Source organism: Nonomuraea insulae, from assembly GCF_042656245.1.
The window spans coordinates 366920-385840 of record NZ_JBHSPA010000031.1 but is presented as its reverse complement, the minus strand read 5'-3'; the positions used below and the strand labels follow the sequence as shown (position 1 = coordinate 385840).

The window sequence follows — 18921 nt, the reverse complement described above, 5'->3', positions numbered from 1 at the left end:
TGCGGACCTCCGTAAGGCCAGGTCGCGTGCACGCGAAACCCGCGGGTCCCGGGCGGCGTCGCCCGGAACCCGCGGGTGAGAGCTCAGCGCAGGCCGCGATCGATCCTGCGGGCGCCGAGCGTCACGGCCGCGCCCACGGCCAGCACCAGGCCGCCGATGGCCGCGAAGTACAGCGGTTGCGGGACGATCGTGCTGATCCGGGCGACCTGGCCGCCGAGACCGACGCCGAGCGCCGCGAACAACCACCACACGCCCATCATCTGGCTGACGTACGCCCGCGGCGCCGTCCGGGACAACGCGCTGAGCCCGGGAGGCGCCAGCGCGAGCTCCCCGGCCACCTGCAGCAGATAGACCACCACCAGGAACGTCAGCGACACCTTGGCGCCACCCTCCGCGCCGAGCGCCGCGAACGCCATGACGACGAAGCTCGCCCCCATCATGAACAGGCCGACCGCGAACTTCACCGAGGTGCCCAGGTGTTGCCCCTTGCGCACCCAGAACCAGGCGAACAGCGGCGCCAGCAACAGGATGAAACCGGGATGCAGCGACTGAAGCCAGCTCGCGGGCAGCTCGAAGTCGAACACCACCCGGTCGGTGCTGCGCTCGGCGAACAGGTTGAGCAGCGAGCCGCCCTGGTCGTACGGCATCCAGAACACGGCGGAGGCCAGCAGCAACCACAGGAACGCCTTCACCCGCCGCCGTTCCTCGGGCAGCAGCCCGCGATCGCGCAGGATGGAGCGGTAGTAGACGACCGGGACCACCACGACGGTGAGCCCGACGAGCGCCAGGAGGTGCTCGACGGTGAAGGCGCCGGCCAGCACGTCGGCGGCGAGCAACACGGTGAGCGCGCCGCCGATCACACCCGTCCTGACCAGGACCGGCCGCAGCTCCGCGGGGGTCACCGGCCGCGGCGGGCGCGCGCCGAGGTCACCGAAGTGCCGCAGGCCCAGGACGTACTGGACGACGCCGAACGTCATGCCGACGCCGGCCGCGGCGAAACCGAGGTGCCAGTTGACCCGCTCGCCGAGGAACCCGGTGACGAGCGGCGCCAGCAGGGCGCTGACCTGGATGCTCATGTAGAAGACGGACCAGGCCGCGTCCCTCCTGCCGGTGTCGTGCGGATAGAGGTGGCTGACCATGGCGCCCATGCTGGGCTTGAGCAGCCCGGTGCCGGCCGCGACGAGCGTGAGCCCCACGTAGACGGACGGCACGGACGGCACCGCCATCGCGTAGTGCCCGGCGGCGATCGTCAGGGCGCCGGCGAGCACCGTGCGGCGGGGCCCGAGCAGCCGGTCGGAGATCCAGCCGCCGGGCAGCGCGGCCAGGAAGACCGTGGACATGTACAGGCCGAACAGGGCGGCCGCGGTGCCGATGGGCACACCGAGCCCGCCGCGCTCCGCAGGGGCCACGAGATAGAGGATGAGGATGGCGCGCATCCCGTAGAAGCTGAACCGCTCCCACATGTCCACCATGAACAGGGTCCCGAACCAGCGGGGCTGGCCGAACAGCCACTTCGGCTCCTCCGGCCTGACCGCCTCCACCGACGTGCTCATGGGATCGCCGCGGGATGCTCGACCAGGACCGCGGCGTCGGCCTCGCCGTCGCCCGCGCCGATCACCTGCTCGAACCGCTCGGCCGCCCGCTCGGTCACCGGCAGCGCCAGGCCCGCCCGCGCCGCCTCGTCGAGGGCGAAGCGCAGGTCCTTGGCCATCAGCCGGGTACGGAAGGCCGCCGGCACGTAGTCGCCCCGCCGCATGATGTCGGCACGGAAGCCCATGACCAGGGAGCTGAAGCCGCTCTCCTTGATCGCGGTCAGCAACTCCGCGCGATCCAGCCCGCCGCCCACGCCCAGGGCCACGGCCTCGGCGAGCGAGGCCACCTGCGCGCCGATCAGCAGGTTGAACGCCAGCTTCATGACGGCGGCCGACCCTGTGTCACCCACGCGGACGACCTGGTGCCCCAGCGTCTCCAGCAGGGGCTCCACCGCGTCGATGTCGGCGGGCGGGCCCGCGGCGAGCACCCGCAGCGCCCCCTCCCTGGCCTGGGCGGGATTGCCGAGCACGCACGCCTCCACTCGCCGCACCCCGGCCGTGGCGAGCCGCTCGGTGACGGCACGGGAGAACGCCGGCGACAACGTGGAGGTGTCGATGAGGTACGCGCCCGGCCTCAGCCCGCTCAACGCGTCCTCGAAGATCACCTGCTCCACGGCGGCCTGGTCGGCGAGGCTCACCACGACGGCGTCGGCGCCGGCCACCGCGGCGGCTCCGCTGGCGGCGGCCACCGCGCCCGCCGCGGCGAGGGGCGCGGCCTTCTCGACGGTTCTGTTGTAGACGGCCAGGTCGTAGCCGCAGTCGAGCAGCCGCCGCGCCATGCCCGCCCCCATGCCGCCCAGCCCGAGGAAGGCCAGACGCTTCACGACTGCCTCTGGAGCAGGTGGGAGGGGATGTCCTTGAGCATCTCGGAGGGCACGCCGAGCTGCTGGATGCAGCGCATCGTGCTGTTGCCGAAGTACGTCATGAAGCCCTCGACGGTCTCGGTGTCGCGCGGCTCGGACAGGTAGGGCTGGAGCCTGCGCTCCGCCTCGCGTACGCCGTCCTGCACGGCCATGTGCTTGGCGACGTCGTCGAGCCGGCCCTCGTACTGGATGACCCGGACCATCCGGTCGCCCGAGATGAACAGGCCTGTGGCGAGGATCACGCCGGTCTCCGTGCCGTCCTCGTCGTGCAGGATGGGTGAGTCGGCCCGCTGGAACTCGGCGAAGATCTGCGCGATCTCGTCCTCGTGCCCGGGCTTGATCTTGTAGGTGATCGCGGCGAATGTCATGGGTTACCTCACTCCAAGGGGTCAGATACCGCCGTCGACGGCGATGGTGACGCCGTTGACGAACTGGGACAGGTCCGCGGCCAGGAACAGCACGGCGCCGGCCACGTCATCGGGCTGGGCCAGGCGGCCGAGCGGGGTGAGGCCGGTGAACCGCTGGAACAGCTCCTCGGGCAGCCCCGCGCCTGGCTCGGTCTCGACGATGCCGGGGGCGACGATGTTCACCCTGATCCGGCGCCCGCCGAGCTCCTTCGCCAGCGAGCGGGTGAACCCGGCGAGACCTGCCTTGGCCGCGCCGTAGTGGGCGCGCATGGGCACCCCGCGCTCGGCGGCGGCGCTGCCGATCATGATGACCGACGCGTCCTCGCCGAGCAGCGGCAACATGGCCTGCGTGACCAGGAAGGCGGAGGTCAGGTCGGTGTCGAGGACGCGCCGCCACTCCTCGCCCTCCAGCACGGCGAGCGGGGCCATCGAGTCCACGCCCGCGTTGTTGACGACGACGTCGAGGCCGCCGTACACGGTGCGGACGTGGTCGGCGAGCGCCGCCACGTCGGCGGGCGCGGTGACGTCGGCGCGCACCACGTGGTGGTCGCCGCCGAGTTGCTTGAGCCGTCTGCCGAGTTCGGCGGCCGACTCCTCGTCGGCGCGGTAGCAGGCGACCACGTTCGCGCCCGCGCCCGCCAGGGCCAGGGAGATGGCGCGGCCGACGCCGCGGGTGCCTCCGGTCACCAGTGCCCTGCGGTTGTTCAGGTCGAGATTCACGAGTGTCTCCGTCTCAGGGGTGCGTCATACGAGGACGACCGCGGCGGCGTTGAGCATGAAGGCCGCGCCCGCGAGCGTCGTACGGACCAGGTGGTAACCGCGCCAGGAAGGCCGGGGATCGACCCACCCGGGCGGGATCGAGTCGCCGGGGCCGAGCGCCTTCACCGCCCGGTTCAGGGGGACGTTCAGCAGGTGGGAGACCCCGGCGACGCCGAGCACCAGCACGGCGGCGACCGCGTGGAGCGCGGCGCCCGCCGGGTCGCCGGAGAGCGGCACCAGCGCCACGTCCGCCAGCGCGGTCGTGATGACGATGATCGGCATGGTGGGGTCCCAGTTCCTGCCGAGGAGCCGGTGCGCCTCGACGTACCGGGGGACGGTCATCGCGCCCAGGGCGGGGACCATGCTGATCGCCACGGCGAACATCACGCCCGCCGTGGTCCCGCTGCCCAGCAGGGCGAACACGCTGAGGATCTCGTTCACGGCGGCCCAACCTCCCATTCTCCGACGCCTCCCGCGGGTTGCTCACGGTGACATCGGGCTCTCGTGGGCGGCTCGGAGCCTGCTGGGCCTGGGCGATCGGTCGTCGAGCGGTTCTCTATGAGCCTGCGAGGGGCCCTTGTCAGCATCCCTGCATGGTCGCCGCCGGCCCATGAGACCCAGCTCTACACATCCGGCCCTTAGACGGGGAGTTGCACATGCACAGAACGCTCATCGTGGCGCGTATGGATCCGGCCGATTCCGACGCGGTCGCCGAGATCTTCCGCGATTCCGACGCCACCGAACTCCCGGAGCTGATCGGTATCCGCGCCAGGTCGTTGTTCGCCTTCAACGGCCTCTACTTCCACCTCACGGAGGCGGACCACGACCCGACGCAGCGGCTCTACGCCCATCGGGAGAGCCCGTTGTTCCAGGACGTCAACACCAGGCTCGCGAAGTACATGAGCCCTTACCTGCCGTCCTGGCGGGAGCCGAAGGACTCGATGGCCGCGCAATTCTATTCGTGGGAACGGAAGTGAACTGATGTCCACGTCGACGCCCAGAAAAGTGTCGTTGCGCGACGTGCCGGTGGACCACCGGCGAGGCGGCCGAATCCAGCTGCTGCTCAGCCCGCGCTCGGCGGGCGCGACCTCCGGGTTCATGGGTGTGGGCGTTCTCCAGCCCGGCGAGTTCGTCATCGAGCACCGCCATCCCTATTCGGAGGAGTTCGTCTACGTCGTCAGCGGGGTCCTGACCGCCAGGATCGAAGGCGAGAGCTACGTGCAGCTCCGGCCCGACGACGGGCTGCTGATCCCCAAGGGGGTCAGGCACCGTTTCGAGAACAACGGCGAGGAGCCGGCGAAGGTGGTCTTCCACAACGGACCGCTGGCCCCCCGCCCCGACCTCGGCCACATCGACACCGAGCCGCTGCTGGAGGAGGGCCCGCCGCCGAACGTCGGCGGGCCGGTGGCCACGGGCGGGCCCTCATGAGCCGTCGCCGCGCCGTCATCACGGGCATGTCGGTGATCGCCCCCGGCGGGGGCGACACCGCGGCCTTCTGGGACATGCTCTCCCACGGCCGCACGGCCACCAGGAGCATCTCCCTGTTCGACGCGACGGGGTTCAGGTGCCAGGTGGCCGCGGAGTGCGACTTCGACCCGGCCGCGCGGGGCCTGACCCCGCAGGAGGTCCGCCGCATGGACCGGGCCGCGCAACTCGGCGTGGTCGCCGCCCGCGGCGCCCTGGCCGACAGCGGGCTCGCCCTCGGCGAGCTGGACCCGGGACGGGTGGCGGTCTGCATCGGCAACGCCGTCGGCAACACCACGATGATGGAGCAGGAGTACGTGGTCGTCAGCGACGGCGGCCGGCGCTGGCTGACCGACTGGTCCTACGCCGTGCCGCACAGCTACAACTTCATGATCCCGAGCTCGATCGTCACCGAGATCGCCTGGGTGGCCGGCGCCGAGGGACCGACGACCCTGATCTCGACCGGCTGCACGTCCGGCCTGGACGCGGTCGGGCACGCCCTGCAGCTCATCGAGGAGGGCACCGCCGACATCGTCATCACCGGCGCCGCCGAGGCCCCCGTCTCGCCGATCACCGTCGCCTGTTTCGACGCGCTGAAGGCCACCACGCCGCGCAACGACGACCCCGCCACCGCCTGCCGCCCCTTCGACAAGGAGCGCAACGGCATCGTCCTGGGCGAGGGCTCGGCGGTGTTCGTGCTGGAGGAGGCCGAGCACGCCAGGCGCCGCGGCGCCAGGGCGCGCGCCGCCATCCCCTCCTACGCCAGCCGCGCCAACGCCTTCCACATGACCGGACTGAAGGAGGACGGAAGGGAGATGGCCGAGGCCATCAGGGTGGCGCTGCGCGACGCCGGGCTGACGCCGGCGGACGTGGACTATGTCAACGCCCACGGCTCGGGGACGAAGCAGAACGACCGGCACGAGACCGCCGCGGTGAAGGAGAGCCTGGGGGAGCGGGCGTACCAGGTGCCGATGAGCTCGATCAAGTCCATGATCGGCCATTCCCTGGGCGCGATCGGCGCCATCGAGATCGCCGCCAGCGTGCTGGCGATCGAGCACGACGTGGTGCCGCCGACCGCGAACCTGCGGAACTTCGACGAGGAGTGCGACCTGGACTACGTGCCGGTCGAGGCGCGCGAGCACAAGACCGACGTGGTGATCAGCATCGGCAGCGGCTTCGGCGGCTTCCAGAGCGCCGTGACGATCGCCGCCCCCCACAAGGTGGCGGCATGAGCGCGGCGGTGGTCACCGGCATCGGCGTGATGGCCCCGAACGGCCTCGGCGCCGAGGACTACTGGGCGGCCACGCTCGCCGGCAAGAGCGGCATCGACGTGATCTCGGCCTACGACGTCTCCGGCTTCCCCGTTCGGCTGGCCGGCGAGGTCAAGGGCTTCGACCCCGTGGAGCGCGTGCCCAAGCGGCTGCGCGCGCAGACCGACCACATGACCCACCTGGCACTGGCCGCCACCGACGAGGCGCTGGCCGACGCCGGGGTCGACCCGGCCGGGCTGTCCGAGTACACGATGTCGGTGATCACCGCGAACTCCTCGGGCGGCACCGTGTTCGGCCAGCGGGAGCTGCAGAAGTTGTGGGCCAAGGGCCCGTTGTACGTCGGCGCGTACATGTCGGTGGCCTGGTTCTACGCGGCCACCACCGGACAGCTGTCCATCAGGCACGGCATGCGCGGCCCCTGCGGCGTGATCGCGGCCGAGCAGGCGGGCGGCCTCGACGCGGTGGGCCACGCCCGCAGGCAACTGCGCCTGGGCAGCCGGCTGGTCGTCACCGGCGGCACCGACGCCTCGTTGTCCCCGGCGGGGCTCACCGCGCAGATCGCCACCCGGCTGCTCAGCCGCGGTGACGACCCCGCCACGGCGTACCTGCCGTTCTCGGCCGGCGCCCGCGGCTACGTGCCGGGGGAGGGCGGGGCGATCCTCATCGTCGAGGACGCGGCCGCGGTGACGCGCAGGCCGTACGGCAGGATCGCGGGCTACGCGGCCACGTTCGACCCGCCGCCGGGCTCACCGAGGCCGCCGACCCTGCGCAGGGCCATCGAGTCCGCGCTGGCCGACGCCATGGTGACGCCGGACGGGGTGGACGTGGTCTTCGCCGACGCCTACGGAGTCCCGGAGCTCGACGCGGCGGAGGCGGCCGCGCTGCGCGAGGTCTTCGGGCCGCGCCGGGTGCCCGTCACCGCCCCCAAGACCATGACGGGCCGCCTGTACGCGGGCGGCGCCGCCCTGGACCTGGCCACGGCCCTGCTCGCGATCCGCGACCAGGTGATCCCCCCGACCGTCAACGTGGCAGAACCGCTGCCCGCGTACGAGCTCGATCTCGTCTGCGGCGAGCCGCGGGAGGCCCGGTTGCGGACCGCCCTGGTGGTGGCCCGCGGTTACGGCGGATTCAACGCCGCCGCCGTCGTCAGAGACATCTGACCGAACTCAGGAGGAAGAGATGAGCCGGCTCACACTGGACGAGCTAAAAACGATCATGATTGCGGTGGACGCCGAGTCCGAGAAGGAGCTCAAGGGCGAGATCCTCGACACCGGACTCGACTACCTGGGCTTCGACTCGCTGGCTGTCCTGGAGATCGCCACCCGCATCCAGCAGACGCACCAGCTGCCGATCCCGGACGAGGCGATCGAGGAGATGACGACGCCCAGGAACATCCTGGACTACGTCAACGAACGGCTGGCGGCCTGACATGCCCGGCAAGACCGACAACGAGATCGTGATCGCCGCACCCGTGGACGTGGTCTGGGAGATGACCAACGACCTGGAGTCGTGGCCCACGCTGTTCACCGAGTACGAGCGGGTCGAGGTCCTGGACCGCGAGGGGGATCGTGTCCGCTTCCGGCTGACCATGCACCCCGAGCCCGACGGCACGGTGTGGAGCTGGGTCTCCGAGCGCCGTACCCACCCCGTCAGCCGCACGGTGCACGCCAAGCGCGTCGAGACCGGGCCGCTGCTGGAGTTCATGCACATCTTCTGGGAGTACCACGAGGTGGACGGCGGCACCCGGCTGCGCTGGATCCAGCAGTTCGAGATGAAGCCGAGCGCGCCGGTCGACAACGAGGGCGCCGCCCGGCACCTCAACGAGCAGACCAGGAACGAGATGCGGCACATCAAAGAGGTCATCGAACAGCGCGTCGCCGCCTGAGGACGCCGCGAGAAGGGGAGTGATGGCAGATGATCGACGCCCTGGTGCCACTGGCCCTGCTGGGCAGCGGTCTCGCGGCCGGAATCCTGTTGTCCACCACGCTCGGGATCATTCCCCTGATGGAGACGTTCCCCGCGGACAGGTACGTGTACTCCCACCGCTACCTGTGGGCCCGCTACGACCCGTTCATGCCGATCTGCTTCGGCCTCACCGTCGTCGCCGACGTCGTGCTGGCCGTCACCGCGCCGGACCGGGTCGCGCAGTTCCTGTTCGCGGCCGCGGCCGTCACCCTCTGCTGCGTGATGGGCATCTCGATCACCAAGCAGGTGCCCATCAACCGGTGGGTCAAGTCCATCGACCCCGAGGCGCTGCCCGAGGACTTCGAGCGCCTCGACCCGCGCTCGCGCTGGCGGAACTGGAACCTCATGCGCACGACCCTGTCGTGCGCGGGGTTCGCCCTCACCATCGCGGCCGCCTCCGTTCTGTGAAGGAGTCATCATGAGCCAGGAACTGTCAGGAAAGACGGTCCTCGTCACCGGGGGGAGCCGCGGGATCGGCCGCGAGATCACCCTCGGCGTGGCGCGGGCCGGAGCCAACGTCGTCTCCTGCTACCGGCAGGAAGGCGAGCACATCGAGACGCTCGCGGGCGAGCTCAAGAACATCCCCGGCGACCACCGCCTCGTCCCGGCCGACGTCACGGTCCCCGACGAGGTCGAACAGCTCGTGGCCGGGGTGCGCGACAACTACGGCTCGCTGCACGGCATCGTGCACAACGCGGGCGTCATCAGCCACGTGCCCTTCGGCAAGCTGCCGCTCGCCGAGTGGAACCGGGTCGTGGACACCTCGCTGACCGCCGCCTACCTCATCGTCAACCGGGCGCTGCCGCTGCTGTCCGAGGGCAGCTCCGTGGTGGCGATCGGCTCCCGCGTGGCCACCGTGGGCATCCCGCTGCGCGCCCACTACACCGCGGCGAAGTCGGCCCTCATCGGCCTCGTCCGCGGGCTCACCAAGGAGCTCGGACCGTCCGGCATCCGCGTCAACCTCGTCTCCCCCGGCATGATCGAGACCCCGGAGGCCGCCGCGAAGCTCACCCCCGAGCAGCGCCGTGTGTATGAGGAGCGCTACGCCGAGATCATCGCCATGGGCCGCTTCGGCCGGCCGCGGGACATCGCCGAGGCCGTGCTCTTCCTGCTCAGCGACCGCTCCGCGTACATCACCGGCGAGAACATCAACGTGGACGGAGGAATCTGACCATGACGGAGAACACGTTCCGCGTGATGTTGCGCGCGGAGATCAAGCAGGGCCTGGAGACGGAGTTCGAGCAGGCCTGGCTGGCGATCGGCACGGGCGTCACCGGTCATCCCGCCAATCTCGGGCAATGGCTCTACCGCAGCGAGTCGGAGGAGCGGGTCTACTACATCGTCAGCGACTGGGTCGACGAGCCCAGCTTCCGCGAGTTCGAGCGCGGCGACCAGCACGTCGAGCACCGGATGAAGCTGCACCCGTACCGCTCGGGCGGCTCGATGACCATCATGCGGACCGTCCACAGCCTGGTCGGCGGCCAGGCGGTGGCCCGATGAAAGGGCGCGCCAGGGTGATCATCTACCTGACCGTGCCCGAGGCGGGGCCGGCGGCGATCGAGGACGCCTACCACGACATCAGCGGCAGGCTCGCCGACACGCCTGGTCTGCTGCGGAACGAGCTGCTGCGCTCGGCGATGGACTCGACCGGGTTCGCCGTGTTGTCGGAGTGGGAGAGCATGGCCGACTTCAAGGCGTGGGAGGAAGGGGCGGGGCACCGCTCGTCCACCTCCCCGCTGCGGCCCTTCCAGGACCGCGCCGGTGAGCGGCACTACGGCATCTACGAGGTCGTGGCGGCGTACTGACCGCGCGGGGAGCGTGAGCATGAACGACGGGAACCGGGCCGGGCGCCTGGTGTGGGCCGCGCTGCGTGCCTTCGGCCGGGCCCTGGTCATCTGCGGCAGCTACCAGTGGATGATCACGTTCCCCGTGATCCACCACGCCGAGCCGGACCAGGCGCCCCCGAGCCCGCCCGAGACGCCGCCCGGCCATCCGGAACGGCTCACTCCCCTCACTCCGCCGACGGCCGCCGAGCGCGCTCTGCGGGCGGAGCTGGAGGAGATCTTCACGACACGAGGAGAGTCATGACCGACCTGGCCACCGACAGGACCGCGACAGGCTGGTCCACGTGCCCCGCCTGCCGCGGTCTGATCTACAACCGGCGTCTGGAGTCGCGGCTCGGCGTGTGCCCCGACTGCGGCCACCACGCGCGGCTGCGCGCGGACCAGCGCGTTCGGCAACTCCTCGACCCCGGCACGGCCGAGCCCATCCCCGGTCGGGCGGTGGCCGTGGATCCGCTGGAGTTCAGCGACGGCAGGCCGTACACGCGCCGGCTGATGGACGCCCGGGCGCGGACCGATATGGAGGACGCCGTCCTGTGCGTCAGAGGGACGATCGACGGCCGGCCCGTGGTCGTGGCCGCGATGGACTTCAGATTCATGGGCGGCAGCCTCGGCGTCGCCGAGGGGGAGCGGATCACGGGCGCGGCCGAGGTCGCGCTCCGCGAGCGCACGCCGCTGCTCATCGTGTCGGCGTCGGGTGGCGCCCGCATGCAGGAGGGCGCGCTGGCCCTCATGCAGATGGCCAAGACCAGCCAGGCGCTGGCCGCCCTCGACGAGGCGGGCGTGCTGACCCTGTCGCTGACCACCGACCCCACGTACGGGGGCGTCGCCGCCTCCTACGCCTCGCTCGGTGACGTGATCGTCGCCGAGCCGGGGGCGCGCATGGGCTTCGCCGGCCCGCGGGTCATCGAGCAGACCATCCGGCAGCGGCTGCCCGAGGGCTTCCAGACGGCCGAGTTCCTGCTGGAGCACGGGCTGATCGACGACGTCCAGCCGCGGGCGGCGCTGCGCGGGCTCCTGGCCAGGCTGGTGTCGGTCCAGGACCGTGGCGGCGTGGGCCGGCTGCCGGCGTACGCGGACGAGGGCGCCACCGAGCTGATCGAGGACTTCTCGCTGCTGCCCGAGATCCCGGCCTGGGACTGTGTACGGCTGGCCAGGGACGTCGAGCGCCCGACGACCCTGGAGTACCTCAGTCATGTCCTCGACTGGTTCGTCGAGCTGCGCGGCGACAGGATGGCGGGCGACTGCCCGGCGCTCGTGGGCGGCCTCGGCGTCTTCGCGGGCCAGCCGGTCGTGGTCATGGGCCACCAGAAGGGGCGCACCACGCACGAACTGGTCGCGCGCAACTTCGGCATGCCCAGCCCCGAGGGCTACCGCAAGGCGGCCAGACTGATGCGGCTGGCCGCCAAGCTGGGCCTGCCGGTCATCACGCTCATCGACACGCCCGGCGCGTACCCCGGCATGGAGGCCGAGGAGCGCGGGCAGGCGGGCGCGATCGCGGAGAACCTGCGGCTCATGTCGGGCCTGCCGGTGCCGATCGTCTCGGTCGTCATCGGCGAGGGCGGCAGCGGCGGCGCCCTCGCGCTCGGCGTCGCGAACCGGGTCCTGGCCTGCTCCAACGCCGTCTATTCGGTCATCAGCCCCGAAGGTTGCGCCTCGATCCTGTGGCACGACGCGGGGGCCGCCCCGGTCGCCGCGCAGGCGCTGCGGCTGCAGGCGCGGGAGCTGCTGCGCCTCGGGATCGTGGACGGGATCATCCCGGAGCCGGAGGGCGGCGCGCAGGCCGGCCACGTGGACGCGGCGGACGCCCTGCGGCACGCGCTGGCGGCCGCGCTGAACGAGCTCATGCCCATGACGTCCCAGGAACTGGTCCGGGACCGCCGGCGGCGATTCCGGAATTTCGGTCGAATCACTGAGTGAAGGTAGGGAGTGCCGTGGCCAAGAGGGAGAGACGGCCGGAGGACGGTTCCGAGCTGGAGCAGGTCCGCGCGAGCGCCATCGAGCTCATGCAGAACGCCTTGCCCCGGCTCAGGCGGATCAAGGTCCACTCGGGAGAGGCGGTCGTCGAACTGGAGTGGGCGGGGGACGACCCCGGCCCAGCAGGGGCTGAGGTCACGCTCGCCGTGGAGGCGCCGGACGCCGAGGACCTGCACTTCATCCGCTCGCCGATCGTCGGCACCTTCTACCACGCTCCCGAGCCGGGCGCCAAGCCGTTCGTCACGGCGGGCGGCAGGGTCGAGAAGGGCCAGCAGATCGGCATCGTCGAGGCCCTGAAGATGATGAACCCCATCGAGGCGGACTGCTCGGGAGAGGTCGTCGAGGTGCTGGCCGCCGACGCGGCCCCGGTCGAGTTCGACGAGCGCCTCATGGGAGTCAGGTCAGTCGAGTCCCCATGATCCGGTTAGGGAGCCCATGTTCAGCACCGTCCTGATTGCCAACCGAGGTGAGATCGCGTTGCGGGTCGCGCGGACGTGCCGGGAACTCGGCATCCGCACCGTCGCGGTCCACTCCACCGCAGACCGCGACTCCGCGGTGGCCCGCTTCGCCGACGAAGCCATCCAGATCGGACCGCCCCAGCCCAAGGCGAGCTACCTGAACGTGCCCGCCATCATGGAGGCCGCCCTGCGCACCGGGGCCGACGCCATCCACCCGGGGTACGGGTTCCTGTCCGAGGACCCGTACATCTCGGAGATCTGCGCCGCGCACGGCATCACCTTCGTCGGGCCGCCGCCGGAGGTGATGGCGCGGCTGGCCGACAAGGCGGAGACCCGGGCCGTCATGGCGGCGGCCGGGCTGCCGGTCCTGCCGGGCAGCAACCAGACGATCGCCGACGGGATGGCCGCCGCCGAACTCGCCGACGAGATCGGCTATCCGGTGATCGTCAAAGCCGCGGCGGGAGGGGGCGGGAGGGGCATGCGGGTGGTCGACGACCCGCGTGACTTCCGCTCCGCCTACCAGCGCACCAGGGCCGAGGCGCAGGCGATCTTCGGCGACGGCCGAGTCTATGTCGAGAAATATCTGGACAAGGCGCGGCATATTGAGGTGCAGGTGTTGTGCGACATGTACGGCAACGCCATTCACCTCGGCGAGCGGGACTGCTCGGTGCAGCGCCGGCACCAGAAGCTGGTCGAGGAGACCCCGGGACCCGGGCTGCCGCCCGGCCTCGGCGAGCGCATGGGGGAGATGGCGGTCCGCGGCTGCCGTGCGGTCGGCTACGCGGGCGCGGGCACGTTCGAGTTCCTGGTGGACACCGACGGGTCCTTCTACCTCATGGAGATCAACTGCCGGATCCAGGTCGAGCACCCGGTCACCGAGATGGTCACCGGGATCGACATCGTGGCCGAGCAGCTCAGGGTGGCGGCGGGCGAGCGGCTGGCGATCCGTCAGGAGGACGTCGCGCCGCGCGGGGTCTCGATCGAGTGCCGGGTCATCACCGAGGACGCCGAGCGCGGCTTCATCCCGACGCCGGGCCTGCTGGAGGAGTTCCAGCCGCCCGCGGGGCCGTTCGTCAGGGTGGACACGCACGCGCGGCCCGGATACCTGGTGACGCCCGACTACGACTCGCTGCTGGCCAAGCTCGTCGTCTGGGGCGCGGACCGGCCGCAGGCGATCGCCAGGATGGACCGGGCGCTGCAGGAGTTCACGGTGAGCGGCAAAGGCGTGCGCACGACGATCGGGTTCCTGCGGCGCATCCTGGCCGACCCGCAGTTCAGGGCCGGTGAGCACACCACGTCGCTGGTGGACAGGATGCTGGCGGAGGCCGCCAGGGCACGGGCCGGCTCACTCGCCTGAACGGGCACGAGAAAGGCGCTCCCGGCTTCCGGGAGCGCCTTCTTCGTGCCGGCTCAGAGGGTGCTGAACCAGTCGCGCCACTTGATGGCGAAGAAGGTGTTGCCCGACACCTTCATCTTGCCCGTCATGAACGCCTGCGGCCCCGCGAGTTTCCCGGTGGTCAGCTTGAGGAAGTCGTCCACGTCGATGCCGATCGTGACCTTGGGGGAGTCCAGCTGCCCCTGCCCGACCTCGCACGTGCCGTGGTCCACCGACACGTGGTAGAACTTCGGCCCCTCGGGCGTGGTGATCTCGTACTGGAAGGTCCCCTCGCCCTTGCGTGCCTTCTCCGCCCTGAAGCTCTCGGGCGTCAGCTCGAAGACCAGGCCGAGTACGCCGTCGATGCCGCCGGGCTGGTCCCCGATGTGGGTCAGTAGTTCGTCCCTGGAGCCGCCGTCGATGACGGGGCGCAGCTCTTCGAAACGGGTCCGTGCGTCACTCATGAACGCTCCTCCTTGGACGTGTCCTGCCCCGCAGCGTCACAGCAGCGCCTAGGAGGCACCTAGAGCTCCGCTCGACACCAGGAGTTCTCGATCTGGCTCCTAACCCAGGTTGCGACGATGCCTGCACCCGGATCGAAGGACGACCATGGAAACCACTCAGGCCCTGCTCACAGGGTTCGGCAGGACGGCGCCCACCCGGGCGTCGGTCGCCCGGCCGCGCTCCGTGCACGAGGTGGCCGAGCTGCTCGCCGGCCCGGGGGCGCGCGGCGTGATCGCCCGCGGCCTCGGCAGCTCCTACGGCGACGCCGCCCAGTGCGCAGGCGGCCTGGTGATCGACTGCACCGGCCTGCCCCCGTCGCTGCGCCTGGACCGGAACACGGGCCTGTGCGCCGTCGGCGGCGGCACCACCCTGGACGCGCTGATGCGCGCCCTGCTGCCGCGCGGCTGGTTCGTGCCGGTGACGCCGGGAACCCGCCAGGTCACGGTGGGCGGCGCGGTCGCGGCCGACGTCCACGGCAAGAACCACCACGTGGACGGCTCGATGGGCCACCACATCAGAAGCCTCACCCTGGTGCTGCCCGGCGGCGAGGTCAGGACGGTCACACCGGACTCCGACCCCGGCCTGTTCTGGGCCACGGTCGGGGGGATGGGCCTCACCGGTGTGATCACGCGGGCCGTCGTCCAGTGCGTGCCGGTGGAGACCTCGTTCCTGTGCGTGGACACCGAGCGGACGCGGAACCTCGACCACACGCTGGAGGTCATGGCGGCGACCGACGACCACCACCGGTACTCGGTCGCCTGGATCGACCTCACGGGACGTTCGGCGGGCAGGGGAGTGCTCACCCGCGGCCGGCACGCGCGCCGCGACGAGCTGCACCGGCGCGAGCGCCGGGACCCGCTGGCCTTCGCGCCCGGCCGCGGGCTGCGCGCCCCCGGCTGGGTGCCGCCCCACCTGCTGAACCGGCTCACGGTCGGCGCCTTCAACCAGGCGTGGTATCGCAGATCCCCCAAACTGCGCAGGAACGAGATCCAAGGCATCGGCTCCTTCTTCCACCCGCTCGACGGCGTACGTGGCTGGAACACCCTGTACGGCCCGCGCGGCCTGGTGCAGTACCAGTTCGTCGTGCCGTTCGGCGCGGAGGCGGCGCTGCGCGAGGCCGTCGCCCGGCTGTCGGGAGCGGGCGTGGCGTCCTTCCTGGCCGTGCTCAAGCGGTTCGGCCCCGGCAACCCGGCGCCGATGTCGTTCCCGATGCCCGGCTGGACGCTCGCCCTGGACCTGCCGGCCGCGGACCCCCGGCTGGGCCCCCTGCTCGCGGGGCTGGACGAGCTGGTGGCGGGTGCGGGCGGGCGCGTCTATCTCGCCAAGGACTCACGGATGCCGGCCGCGGTCGTGGCTCGCATGTATCCGCGGCTGCCCGAGTGGAACGCCGCCCGTCAGGCCGCCGACCCGGAGGGCCTGCTCGTCTCGGACCTGGCCCGCCGTCTGTCGTTGTCCGCCCGCCAGGAAGAGGTGCTCTCATGAAGAACGCGCTTGGGTCCGTCGCGACCGTGCTGCTGCTCGGCGGCCGCAGCGAGATCGGGCTGGCCATCACGGCCCGCCTGGTCCGCGACGGCGCCCGCCGGGTCGTGCTGGCGCCGCGCGCGGGCCACGCGCCGGAGGCCGTGGCAGGGCTGAAGGAGGCGGGCGCCGACGAGGTGCACGTGATCCCCTTCGACGCCGCCGAGCCGGACGGGCACGCGGCGCTCTTCCGCGACGCCCGGGAACTGCTGGGCGACGTGGACGTGGTCGTGGCGGCCTTCGGCGTGCTGGGCGACCAAGCCGCCTTCGAGCGCGACCCCAGGGCCGCCGCCCGCAGCGCGACGGTGAACTTCACCGGCCACGTCTCCACCGGCCTGCACGCCGCCGGCCTGCTGCGCGATCAGGGTCACGGCACCCTGGTCGTCCTGTCCTCGGTGGCCGGCGTGCGGGTGCGCAGGTCCAACTTCGTGTACGGCGCCGCCAAGGCCGGCCTCGACGCGTTCGCCCGCGGACTGGCCGACGCGCTGGCCGGCAGCGGGGCGCGGGTCATGGTGGTGCGCCCCGGCTTCGTTCGCACCCGCATGACCGAGGGCCTGCACCCGGCGCCGTTCGCGGCCACCGCCGAGCAGGTCGCGGACGCGGTGGCCGAGGGCCTGCGCCTGGACCGGCTCACGGTCTGGGTTCCAGCGCGGCTGAAAGCGCTCTTCGCCGGACTCCGCCTGATCCCCCTGCCCCTGTGGCGGCGGCTCACCCCCTGAACCGAGGAGATCTCATGACCACATCGACCAAGGCCACCCGGCCCCCGGAAGCCCCGCCGAGCACGTGGACCCGATCGATCCGCCCCGTCGCCTTCGCGCTGGGCGTGGCGATCACGCTGTCCATCCTGCTGTGGGCGGCCCAGCGCACGGTCATCTGGTGGATGGCCGACTGGAACGTCTACTACATGTCGAGCGAGGTCATCCTGCGCGGCGGCGGCGACCTCTACGACGTCGTGGCCCCGCCGCTGGGCCCTGACCTGGACTTCAACGCCCCCTTCAACTACCCGCCGTTCGCCGCGCTGCTGCTGACCCCGTTCAGTTTCTTCGGGGTGGACGCGCTGAGCCTGGTCTGGAACACGCTGAAGATGCTCACGCTCGGCGGCGTGGTGTGGGTGTCCCTGCGGGCGGTCGGCGTGGCGTACGGGCGCCGGCGGCTGGTGCTCACTGCGGTCATAGTCACGGTGGTCCAGCTGCTCGACCCCGTGCTGCAGGACGTGCAGGTCGGCAACATCAACGTCTTCATCCTGCTGGCCTTCCTCGACCTGATGCGCCCCGACGGGGCCAGGGGCAAGGGCTTCCTGGTCGGCCTGGCCGCCGGGATCAAGATCACACCCGGGATCTTCATCGTGTACCTGCTCGTCACCCGGCAGTTCAAGGCCGCCGTGACGGCGACCGCCACCTTCCTCGCCACGGTCGGCGTGGCCCACCTGGTGTTGCCCACCGACTCCCTGCGCTACTGGACCTCGGCCATGTGGGAGCCGGACCGGGTCTTCATCCCCGAGTTCACCTACAACCAGTCGTTGCGCGGAGTGGTCGTGCGGATGCTCGGCAACGACGACAACAACCTGCTGTGGCTGGCGCTGGCCGCGCTCACCTTCGTGGCCGCCCTGGCCATCGGCGCCGGCCTGCACCGCAAGGGGATGAACTTCGAAGGCGTCCTCGTGGTGTCGATCGCGATGTTGCTCATCTCGCCGTTCTCGTGGATCGCGCACTGGGTGTGGATCGTCCCCGTGCTGATCCTGCTGTGGACGATGGCGCGCCGGGTGCGGTCCCGATGGTTGTACGCGCTCACGACGTTCGTGGTGCTGGTCTTCATGCTCAGGCCGTACATGTTCGCCTCGTGGAACCCGCTGGAGGGCTACGGGCTGAGTCCGGGGGCGCAGCTCCTGGCCGCCTCCTTCGTGATCGCGGGCGTGCTGCTGATCGCGCTCGCCGAGGTCCACCGCCGGCGCGGGCCCCTGCCCGTGCTCACCGAGAGCGGTGAGGGACACGGTGCGGGACATGGCCTCCGTTGAGACCGCCCGCCGGGCCGGCACGCCGGCCCGGCGGCACGTCGCCCTCCTCGGCGGCCTGGTGCGGGCCGGCCGGCCCCGGCAGTGGGTCAAGAACGTGCTCGTGGTGGCCGCGCCGGGCGCCGCGGGCGTGCTCTTCACGGCGCGCGGCGGAGGGCTGACGCTCGTCGCGTTCGCCGCCCTCTGCCTGGCCGCGAGCGGCACCTACCTCATCAACGACGCGGCCGACGCCAAGGCCGACCGGCTGCATCCGGTCAAGCGGTTCCGGCCGGTCGCCGCGGGGATCGTCCCCGCCGGTGTGGCCGTCGCGGTGGGAGCCGTGCTGATCCTCATGGGGATGGGGGCGGCGCTGCTCGCGGGGCCCGAGCTGGTGGCGGCGGTGTTCGGATACGTCGCGCTCACCACGGCGTACACGTTCTGGCTCAAGCACATCGCGGTGCTCGACCTGATCGGGGTCGCCGGCGGGTTCGTCATCAGGGCGGTCGCGGGAGCGGTGGCGGTGGGCGTGCCGATCTCGGTCTGGTTCTACGCGGTCGTCTCGCTCGGGTCGCTGTTCATGGTCGCGGGCAAGCGCTCGGGCGAACTGCGGCACGCTGAGGCCGCGCGGACCAGGGCGACCCTGACTCAGTACTCGGCCCGGTACCTCGCGCACGTCCAGGCGATGTCGTCCGGGGCCGTGATCGTCACCTACAGCCTGTGGGTCTTCCAGCTCCACGACGGGATCGGGCTCGCGCTGCTGTCGCTCAGCATCGTGCCGTTCGTGGCGACCATCCTGCGTTACGCGCTGCTCATCGACAACGGGCAGGGCGAGGCGCCGGAAGAGCTGGTCTTCCGCGACCGGCACCTGCTCATCGCCGGTCTGATCCTGGTCGCGCTGCTCGTGGCCGGCACCTATCTGAACTGAGAGGAGATCACC

24 protein-coding genes are annotated in these 18921 nt (G+C 71.3%); 18 read left to right on the top strand and 6 right to left on the bottom strand.

What is annotated here, in order from left to right:
• Positions 1-83: 83 nt before the first annotated feature.
• From ACFPZ3_RS29110 to ACFPZ3_RS29090, 5 genes are read right to left on the bottom strand one after another with little or no spacing between them, the layout of a single operon-like run.
• Complete coding sequence (locus ACFPZ3_RS29110) at positions 84-1553, bottom strand: peptide MFS transporter (protein ID WP_379517440.1); 1470 nt, start codon at positions 1551-1553, stop codon at positions 84-86.
• Positions 1550-2416, bottom strand: a complete 867-nt coding sequence (locus ACFPZ3_RS29105; protein ID WP_379517439.1) for an NAD(P)-dependent oxidoreductase — start codon at positions 2414-2416, stop codon at positions 1550-1552. The genes ACFPZ3_RS29110 and ACFPZ3_RS29105 overlap by 4 nt, the downstream gene beginning before the upstream one ends.
• Positions 2413-2823 carry a SchA/CurD-like domain-containing protein gene (locus ACFPZ3_RS29100; protein ID WP_379517438.1) on the bottom strand — a complete coding sequence of 137 codons (411 nt, stop codon included), beginning with the start codon at positions 2821-2823 and terminating at the stop codon, positions 2413-2415. Before ACFPZ3_RS29100 ends, ACFPZ3_RS29105 begins: the two co-directional genes overlap by 4 nt.
• 21 nt (positions 2824-2844) lie before the next feature.
• On the bottom strand, positions 2845-3582 hold the full coding sequence (locus ACFPZ3_RS29095; RefSeq protein ID WP_379517437.1) for an SDR family NAD(P)-dependent oxidoreductase: 738 nt from the start codon (positions 3580-3582) through the stop codon (positions 2845-2847).
• Positions 3583-3606: 24 nt separating this feature from the next.
• Positions 3607-4062, bottom strand: coding sequence for an anthrone oxygenase family protein (locus tag ACFPZ3_RS29090; RefSeq protein ID WP_379517436.1), 456 nt, complete (start codon positions 4060-4062; stop codon positions 3607-3609).
• Positions 4063-4277: 215 nt separating this feature from the next.
• On the opposite strand from ACFPZ3_RS29090, the gene ACFPZ3_RS29085 reads away from it, so the two are divergent.
• The 14 genes from ACFPZ3_RS29085 to ACFPZ3_RS29020 are packed head-to-tail and all read left to right on the top strand — an operon-like array spanning position 4278 to position 13954.
• A complete protein-coding gene (locus ACFPZ3_RS29085) occupies positions 4278-4598 on the top strand; it encodes a TcmI family type II polyketide cyclase (RefSeq protein ID WP_379517435.1) in 321 nt (106 codons plus the stop codon).
• A 4-nt stretch (positions 4599-4602) separates the two neighbouring features.
• Positions 4603-5049 carry a cupin domain-containing protein gene (locus tag ACFPZ3_RS29080; protein ID WP_379517434.1) on the top strand — a complete coding sequence of 149 codons (447 nt, stop codon included), beginning with the start codon at positions 4603-4605 and terminating at the stop codon, positions 5047-5049.
• A complete protein-coding gene (locus ACFPZ3_RS29075; protein WP_379517433.1) occupies positions 5046-6317 on the top strand; it encodes a beta-ketoacyl-[acyl-carrier-protein] synthase family protein in 1272 nt (423 codons plus the stop codon). Before ACFPZ3_RS29080 ends, ACFPZ3_RS29075 begins: the two co-directional genes overlap by 4 nt.
• Positions 6314-7516 (top strand): ketosynthase chain-length factor, encoded by a 1203-nt coding sequence (locus ACFPZ3_RS29070; protein WP_379517432.1) that lies wholly within the window; start codon positions 6314-6316, stop codon positions 7514-7516. Before ACFPZ3_RS29075 ends, ACFPZ3_RS29070 begins: the two co-directional genes overlap by 4 nt.
• 19 nt (positions 7517-7535) lie before the next feature.
• Positions 7536-7784 (top strand): acyl carrier protein, encoded by a 249-nt coding sequence (locus tag ACFPZ3_RS29065; RefSeq protein WP_379517431.1) that lies wholly within the window; start codon positions 7536-7538, stop codon positions 7782-7784.
• A 1-nt stretch (position 7785) separates the two neighbouring features.
• Positions 7786-8241: an SRPBCC family protein gene (locus ACFPZ3_RS29060; RefSeq protein WP_379517430.1), complete on the top strand. Its 456-nt coding sequence runs from the start codon at positions 7786-7788 to the stop codon at positions 8239-8241.
• 29 nt (positions 8242-8270) lie between these two features.
• Complete coding sequence (locus ACFPZ3_RS29055; RefSeq protein WP_379517429.1) at positions 8271-8729, top strand: anthrone oxygenase family protein; 459 nt, start codon at positions 8271-8273, stop codon at positions 8727-8729.
• Positions 8730-8739: 10 nt separating this feature from the next.
• Positions 8740-9492: an SDR family NAD(P)-dependent oxidoreductase gene (locus ACFPZ3_RS29050; protein WP_379517428.1), complete on the top strand. Its 753-nt coding sequence runs from the start codon at positions 8740-8742 to the stop codon at positions 9490-9492.
• A gap of 2 nt (positions 9493-9494) precedes the next feature.
• Positions 9495-9821, top strand: a complete 327-nt coding sequence (locus tag ACFPZ3_RS29045) for an antibiotic biosynthesis monooxygenase family protein (RefSeq protein ID WP_379517427.1) — start codon at positions 9495-9497, stop codon at positions 9819-9821.
• The gene (locus ACFPZ3_RS29040; protein ID WP_379517426.1) at positions 9818-10126 is read left to right on the top strand and encodes an antibiotic biosynthesis monooxygenase family protein; all 309 of its coding nucleotides are present in this window, start codon (positions 9818-9820) and stop codon (positions 10124-10126) included. The genes ACFPZ3_RS29045 and ACFPZ3_RS29040 overlap by 4 nt, the downstream gene beginning before the upstream one ends.
• 19 nt (positions 10127-10145) lie before the next feature.
• Positions 10146-10409, top strand: coding sequence for a DUF6059 family protein (locus ACFPZ3_RS29035; RefSeq protein WP_379517425.1), 264 nt, complete (start codon positions 10146-10148; stop codon positions 10407-10409).
• On the top strand, positions 10406-12082 hold the full coding sequence (locus ACFPZ3_RS29030) for an acetyl-CoA carboxylase carboxyltransferase subunit alpha (protein WP_379517424.1): 1677 nt from the start codon (positions 10406-10408) through the stop codon (positions 12080-12082). The genes ACFPZ3_RS29035 and ACFPZ3_RS29030 overlap by 4 nt, the downstream gene beginning before the upstream one ends.
• A gap of 14 nt (positions 12083-12096) precedes the next feature.
• Positions 12097-12558, top strand: coding sequence for an acetyl-CoA carboxylase biotin carboxyl carrier protein (accB, locus tag ACFPZ3_RS29025; protein ID WP_379517423.1), 462 nt, complete (start codon positions 12097-12099; stop codon positions 12556-12558).
• A gap of 16 nt (positions 12559-12574) precedes the next feature.
• Positions 12575-13954 (top strand): acetyl-CoA carboxylase biotin carboxylase subunit, encoded by a 1380-nt coding sequence (locus ACFPZ3_RS29020; protein ID WP_379517422.1) that lies wholly within the window; start codon positions 12575-12577, stop codon positions 13952-13954.
• A gap of 53 nt (positions 13955-14007) precedes the next feature.
• On the opposite strand, the gene ACFPZ3_RS29015 is transcribed toward ACFPZ3_RS29020, so the two are convergent.
• On the bottom strand, positions 14008-14436 hold the full coding sequence (locus ACFPZ3_RS29015) for an SCP2 sterol-binding domain-containing protein (RefSeq protein ID WP_379517421.1): 429 nt from the start codon (positions 14434-14436) through the stop codon (positions 14008-14010).
• A gap of 145 nt (positions 14437-14581) precedes the next feature.
• Between ACFPZ3_RS29015 and ACFPZ3_RS29010 the strand changes: the two genes are divergently transcribed.
• From ACFPZ3_RS29010 to ACFPZ3_RS28995, 4 genes are read left to right on the top strand one after another with little or no spacing between them, the layout of a single operon-like run.
• The gene (locus ACFPZ3_RS29010; protein WP_379517420.1) at positions 14582-15958 is read left to right on the top strand and encodes an FAD-binding protein; all 1377 of its coding nucleotides are present in this window, start codon (positions 14582-14584) and stop codon (positions 15956-15958) included.
• Positions 15955-16713, top strand: coding sequence for a decaprenylphospho-beta-D-erythro-pentofuranosid-2-ulose 2-reductase (locus ACFPZ3_RS29005; protein ID WP_379517419.1), 759 nt, complete (start codon positions 15955-15957; stop codon positions 16711-16713). Before ACFPZ3_RS29010 ends, ACFPZ3_RS29005 begins: the two co-directional genes overlap by 4 nt.
• A 14-nt stretch (positions 16714-16727) precedes the next feature.
• Entirely contained in the window at positions 16728-18008 is a 1281-nt protein-coding gene (locus ACFPZ3_RS29000; RefSeq protein ID WP_379517418.1) for a glycosyltransferase 87 family protein, read from the top strand.
• Positions 17995-18909, top strand: coding sequence for a decaprenyl-phosphate phosphoribosyltransferase (locus tag ACFPZ3_RS28995; RefSeq protein ID WP_379517417.1), 915 nt, complete (start codon positions 17995-17997; stop codon positions 18907-18909). Before ACFPZ3_RS29000 ends, ACFPZ3_RS28995 begins: the two co-directional genes overlap by 14 nt.
• Positions 18910-18921 lie beyond the last annotated feature (12 nt).

Bases quoted from the DNA above. Each gene is read 5' to 3' on its own strand.
- ACFPZ3_RS29030 (WP_379517424.1), top strand. From the start codon at position 10,406: ATGACCGACCTGGCCACCGACAGGACCGCGACAGGCTGGTCCACGTGC.
- ACFPZ3_RS29100 (WP_379517438.1), bottom strand. From the start codon at position 2,823: ATGACATTCGCCGCGATCACCTACAAGATCAAGCCCGGGCACGAGGAC.
- ACFPZ3_RS29020 (WP_379517422.1), top strand. From the start codon at position 12,575: ATGTTCAGCACCGTCCTGATTGCCAACCGAGGTGAGATCGCGTTGCGG.
- ACFPZ3_RS29010 (WP_379517420.1), top strand. From the start codon at position 14,582: ATGGAAACCACTCAGGCCCTGCTCACAGGGTTCGGCAGGACGGCGCCC.
- ACFPZ3_RS29075 (WP_379517433.1), top strand. From the start codon at position 5,046: ATGAGCCGTCGCCGCGCCGTCATCACGGGCATGTCGGTGATCGCCCCC.
- ACFPZ3_RS29005 (WP_379517419.1), top strand. From the start codon at position 15,955: ATGAAGAACGCGCTTGGGTCCGTCGCGACCGTGCTGCTGCTCGGCGGC.
- ACFPZ3_RS29015 (WP_379517421.1), bottom strand. From the start codon at position 14,436: ATGAGTGACGCACGGACCCGTTTCGAAGAGCTGCGCCCCGTCATCGAC.
- ACFPZ3_RS29110 (WP_379517440.1), bottom strand. From the start codon at position 1,553: ATGAGCACGTCGGTGGAGGCGGTCAGGCCGGAGGAGCCGAAGTGGCTG.
- ACFPZ3_RS29050 (WP_379517428.1), top strand. From the start codon at position 8,740: ATGAGCCAGGAACTGTCAGGAAAGACGGTCCTCGTCACCGGGGGGAGC.
- ACFPZ3_RS29060 (WP_379517430.1), top strand. From the start codon at position 7,786: ATGCCCGGCAAGACCGACAACGAGATCGTGATCGCCGCACCCGTGGAC.
- ACFPZ3_RS29070 (WP_379517432.1), top strand. From the start codon at position 6,314: ATGAGCGCGGCGGTGGTCACCGGCATCGGCGTGATGGCCCCGAACGGC.
- ACFPZ3_RS29045 (WP_379517427.1), top strand. From the start codon at position 9,495: ATGACGGAGAACACGTTCCGCGTGATGTTGCGCGCGGAGATCAAGCAG.
- ACFPZ3_RS29035 (WP_379517425.1), top strand. From the start codon at position 10,146: ATGAACGACGGGAACCGGGCCGGGCGCCTGGTGTGGGCCGCGCTGCGT.
- ACFPZ3_RS29085 (WP_379517435.1), top strand. From the start codon at position 4,278: ATGCACAGAACGCTCATCGTGGCGCGTATGGATCCGGCCGATTCCGAC.
- ACFPZ3_RS29080 (WP_379517434.1), top strand. From the start codon at position 4,603: ATGTCCACGTCGACGCCCAGAAAAGTGTCGTTGCGCGACGTGCCGGTG.
- ACFPZ3_RS29065 (WP_379517431.1), top strand. From the start codon at position 7,536: ATGAGCCGGCTCACACTGGACGAGCTAAAAACGATCATGATTGCGGTG.
- ACFPZ3_RS28995 (WP_379517417.1), top strand. From the start codon at position 17,995: ATGGCCTCCGTTGAGACCGCCCGCCGGGCCGGCACGCCGGCCCGGCGG.
- ACFPZ3_RS29040 (WP_379517426.1), top strand. From the start codon at position 9,818: ATGAAAGGGCGCGCCAGGGTGATCATCTACCTGACCGTGCCCGAGGCG.
- ACFPZ3_RS29055 (WP_379517429.1), top strand. From the start codon at position 8,271: ATGATCGACGCCCTGGTGCCACTGGCCCTGCTGGGCAGCGGTCTCGCG.
- ACFPZ3_RS29000 (WP_379517418.1), top strand. From the start codon at position 16,728: ATGACCACATCGACCAAGGCCACCCGGCCCCCGGAAGCCCCGCCGAGC.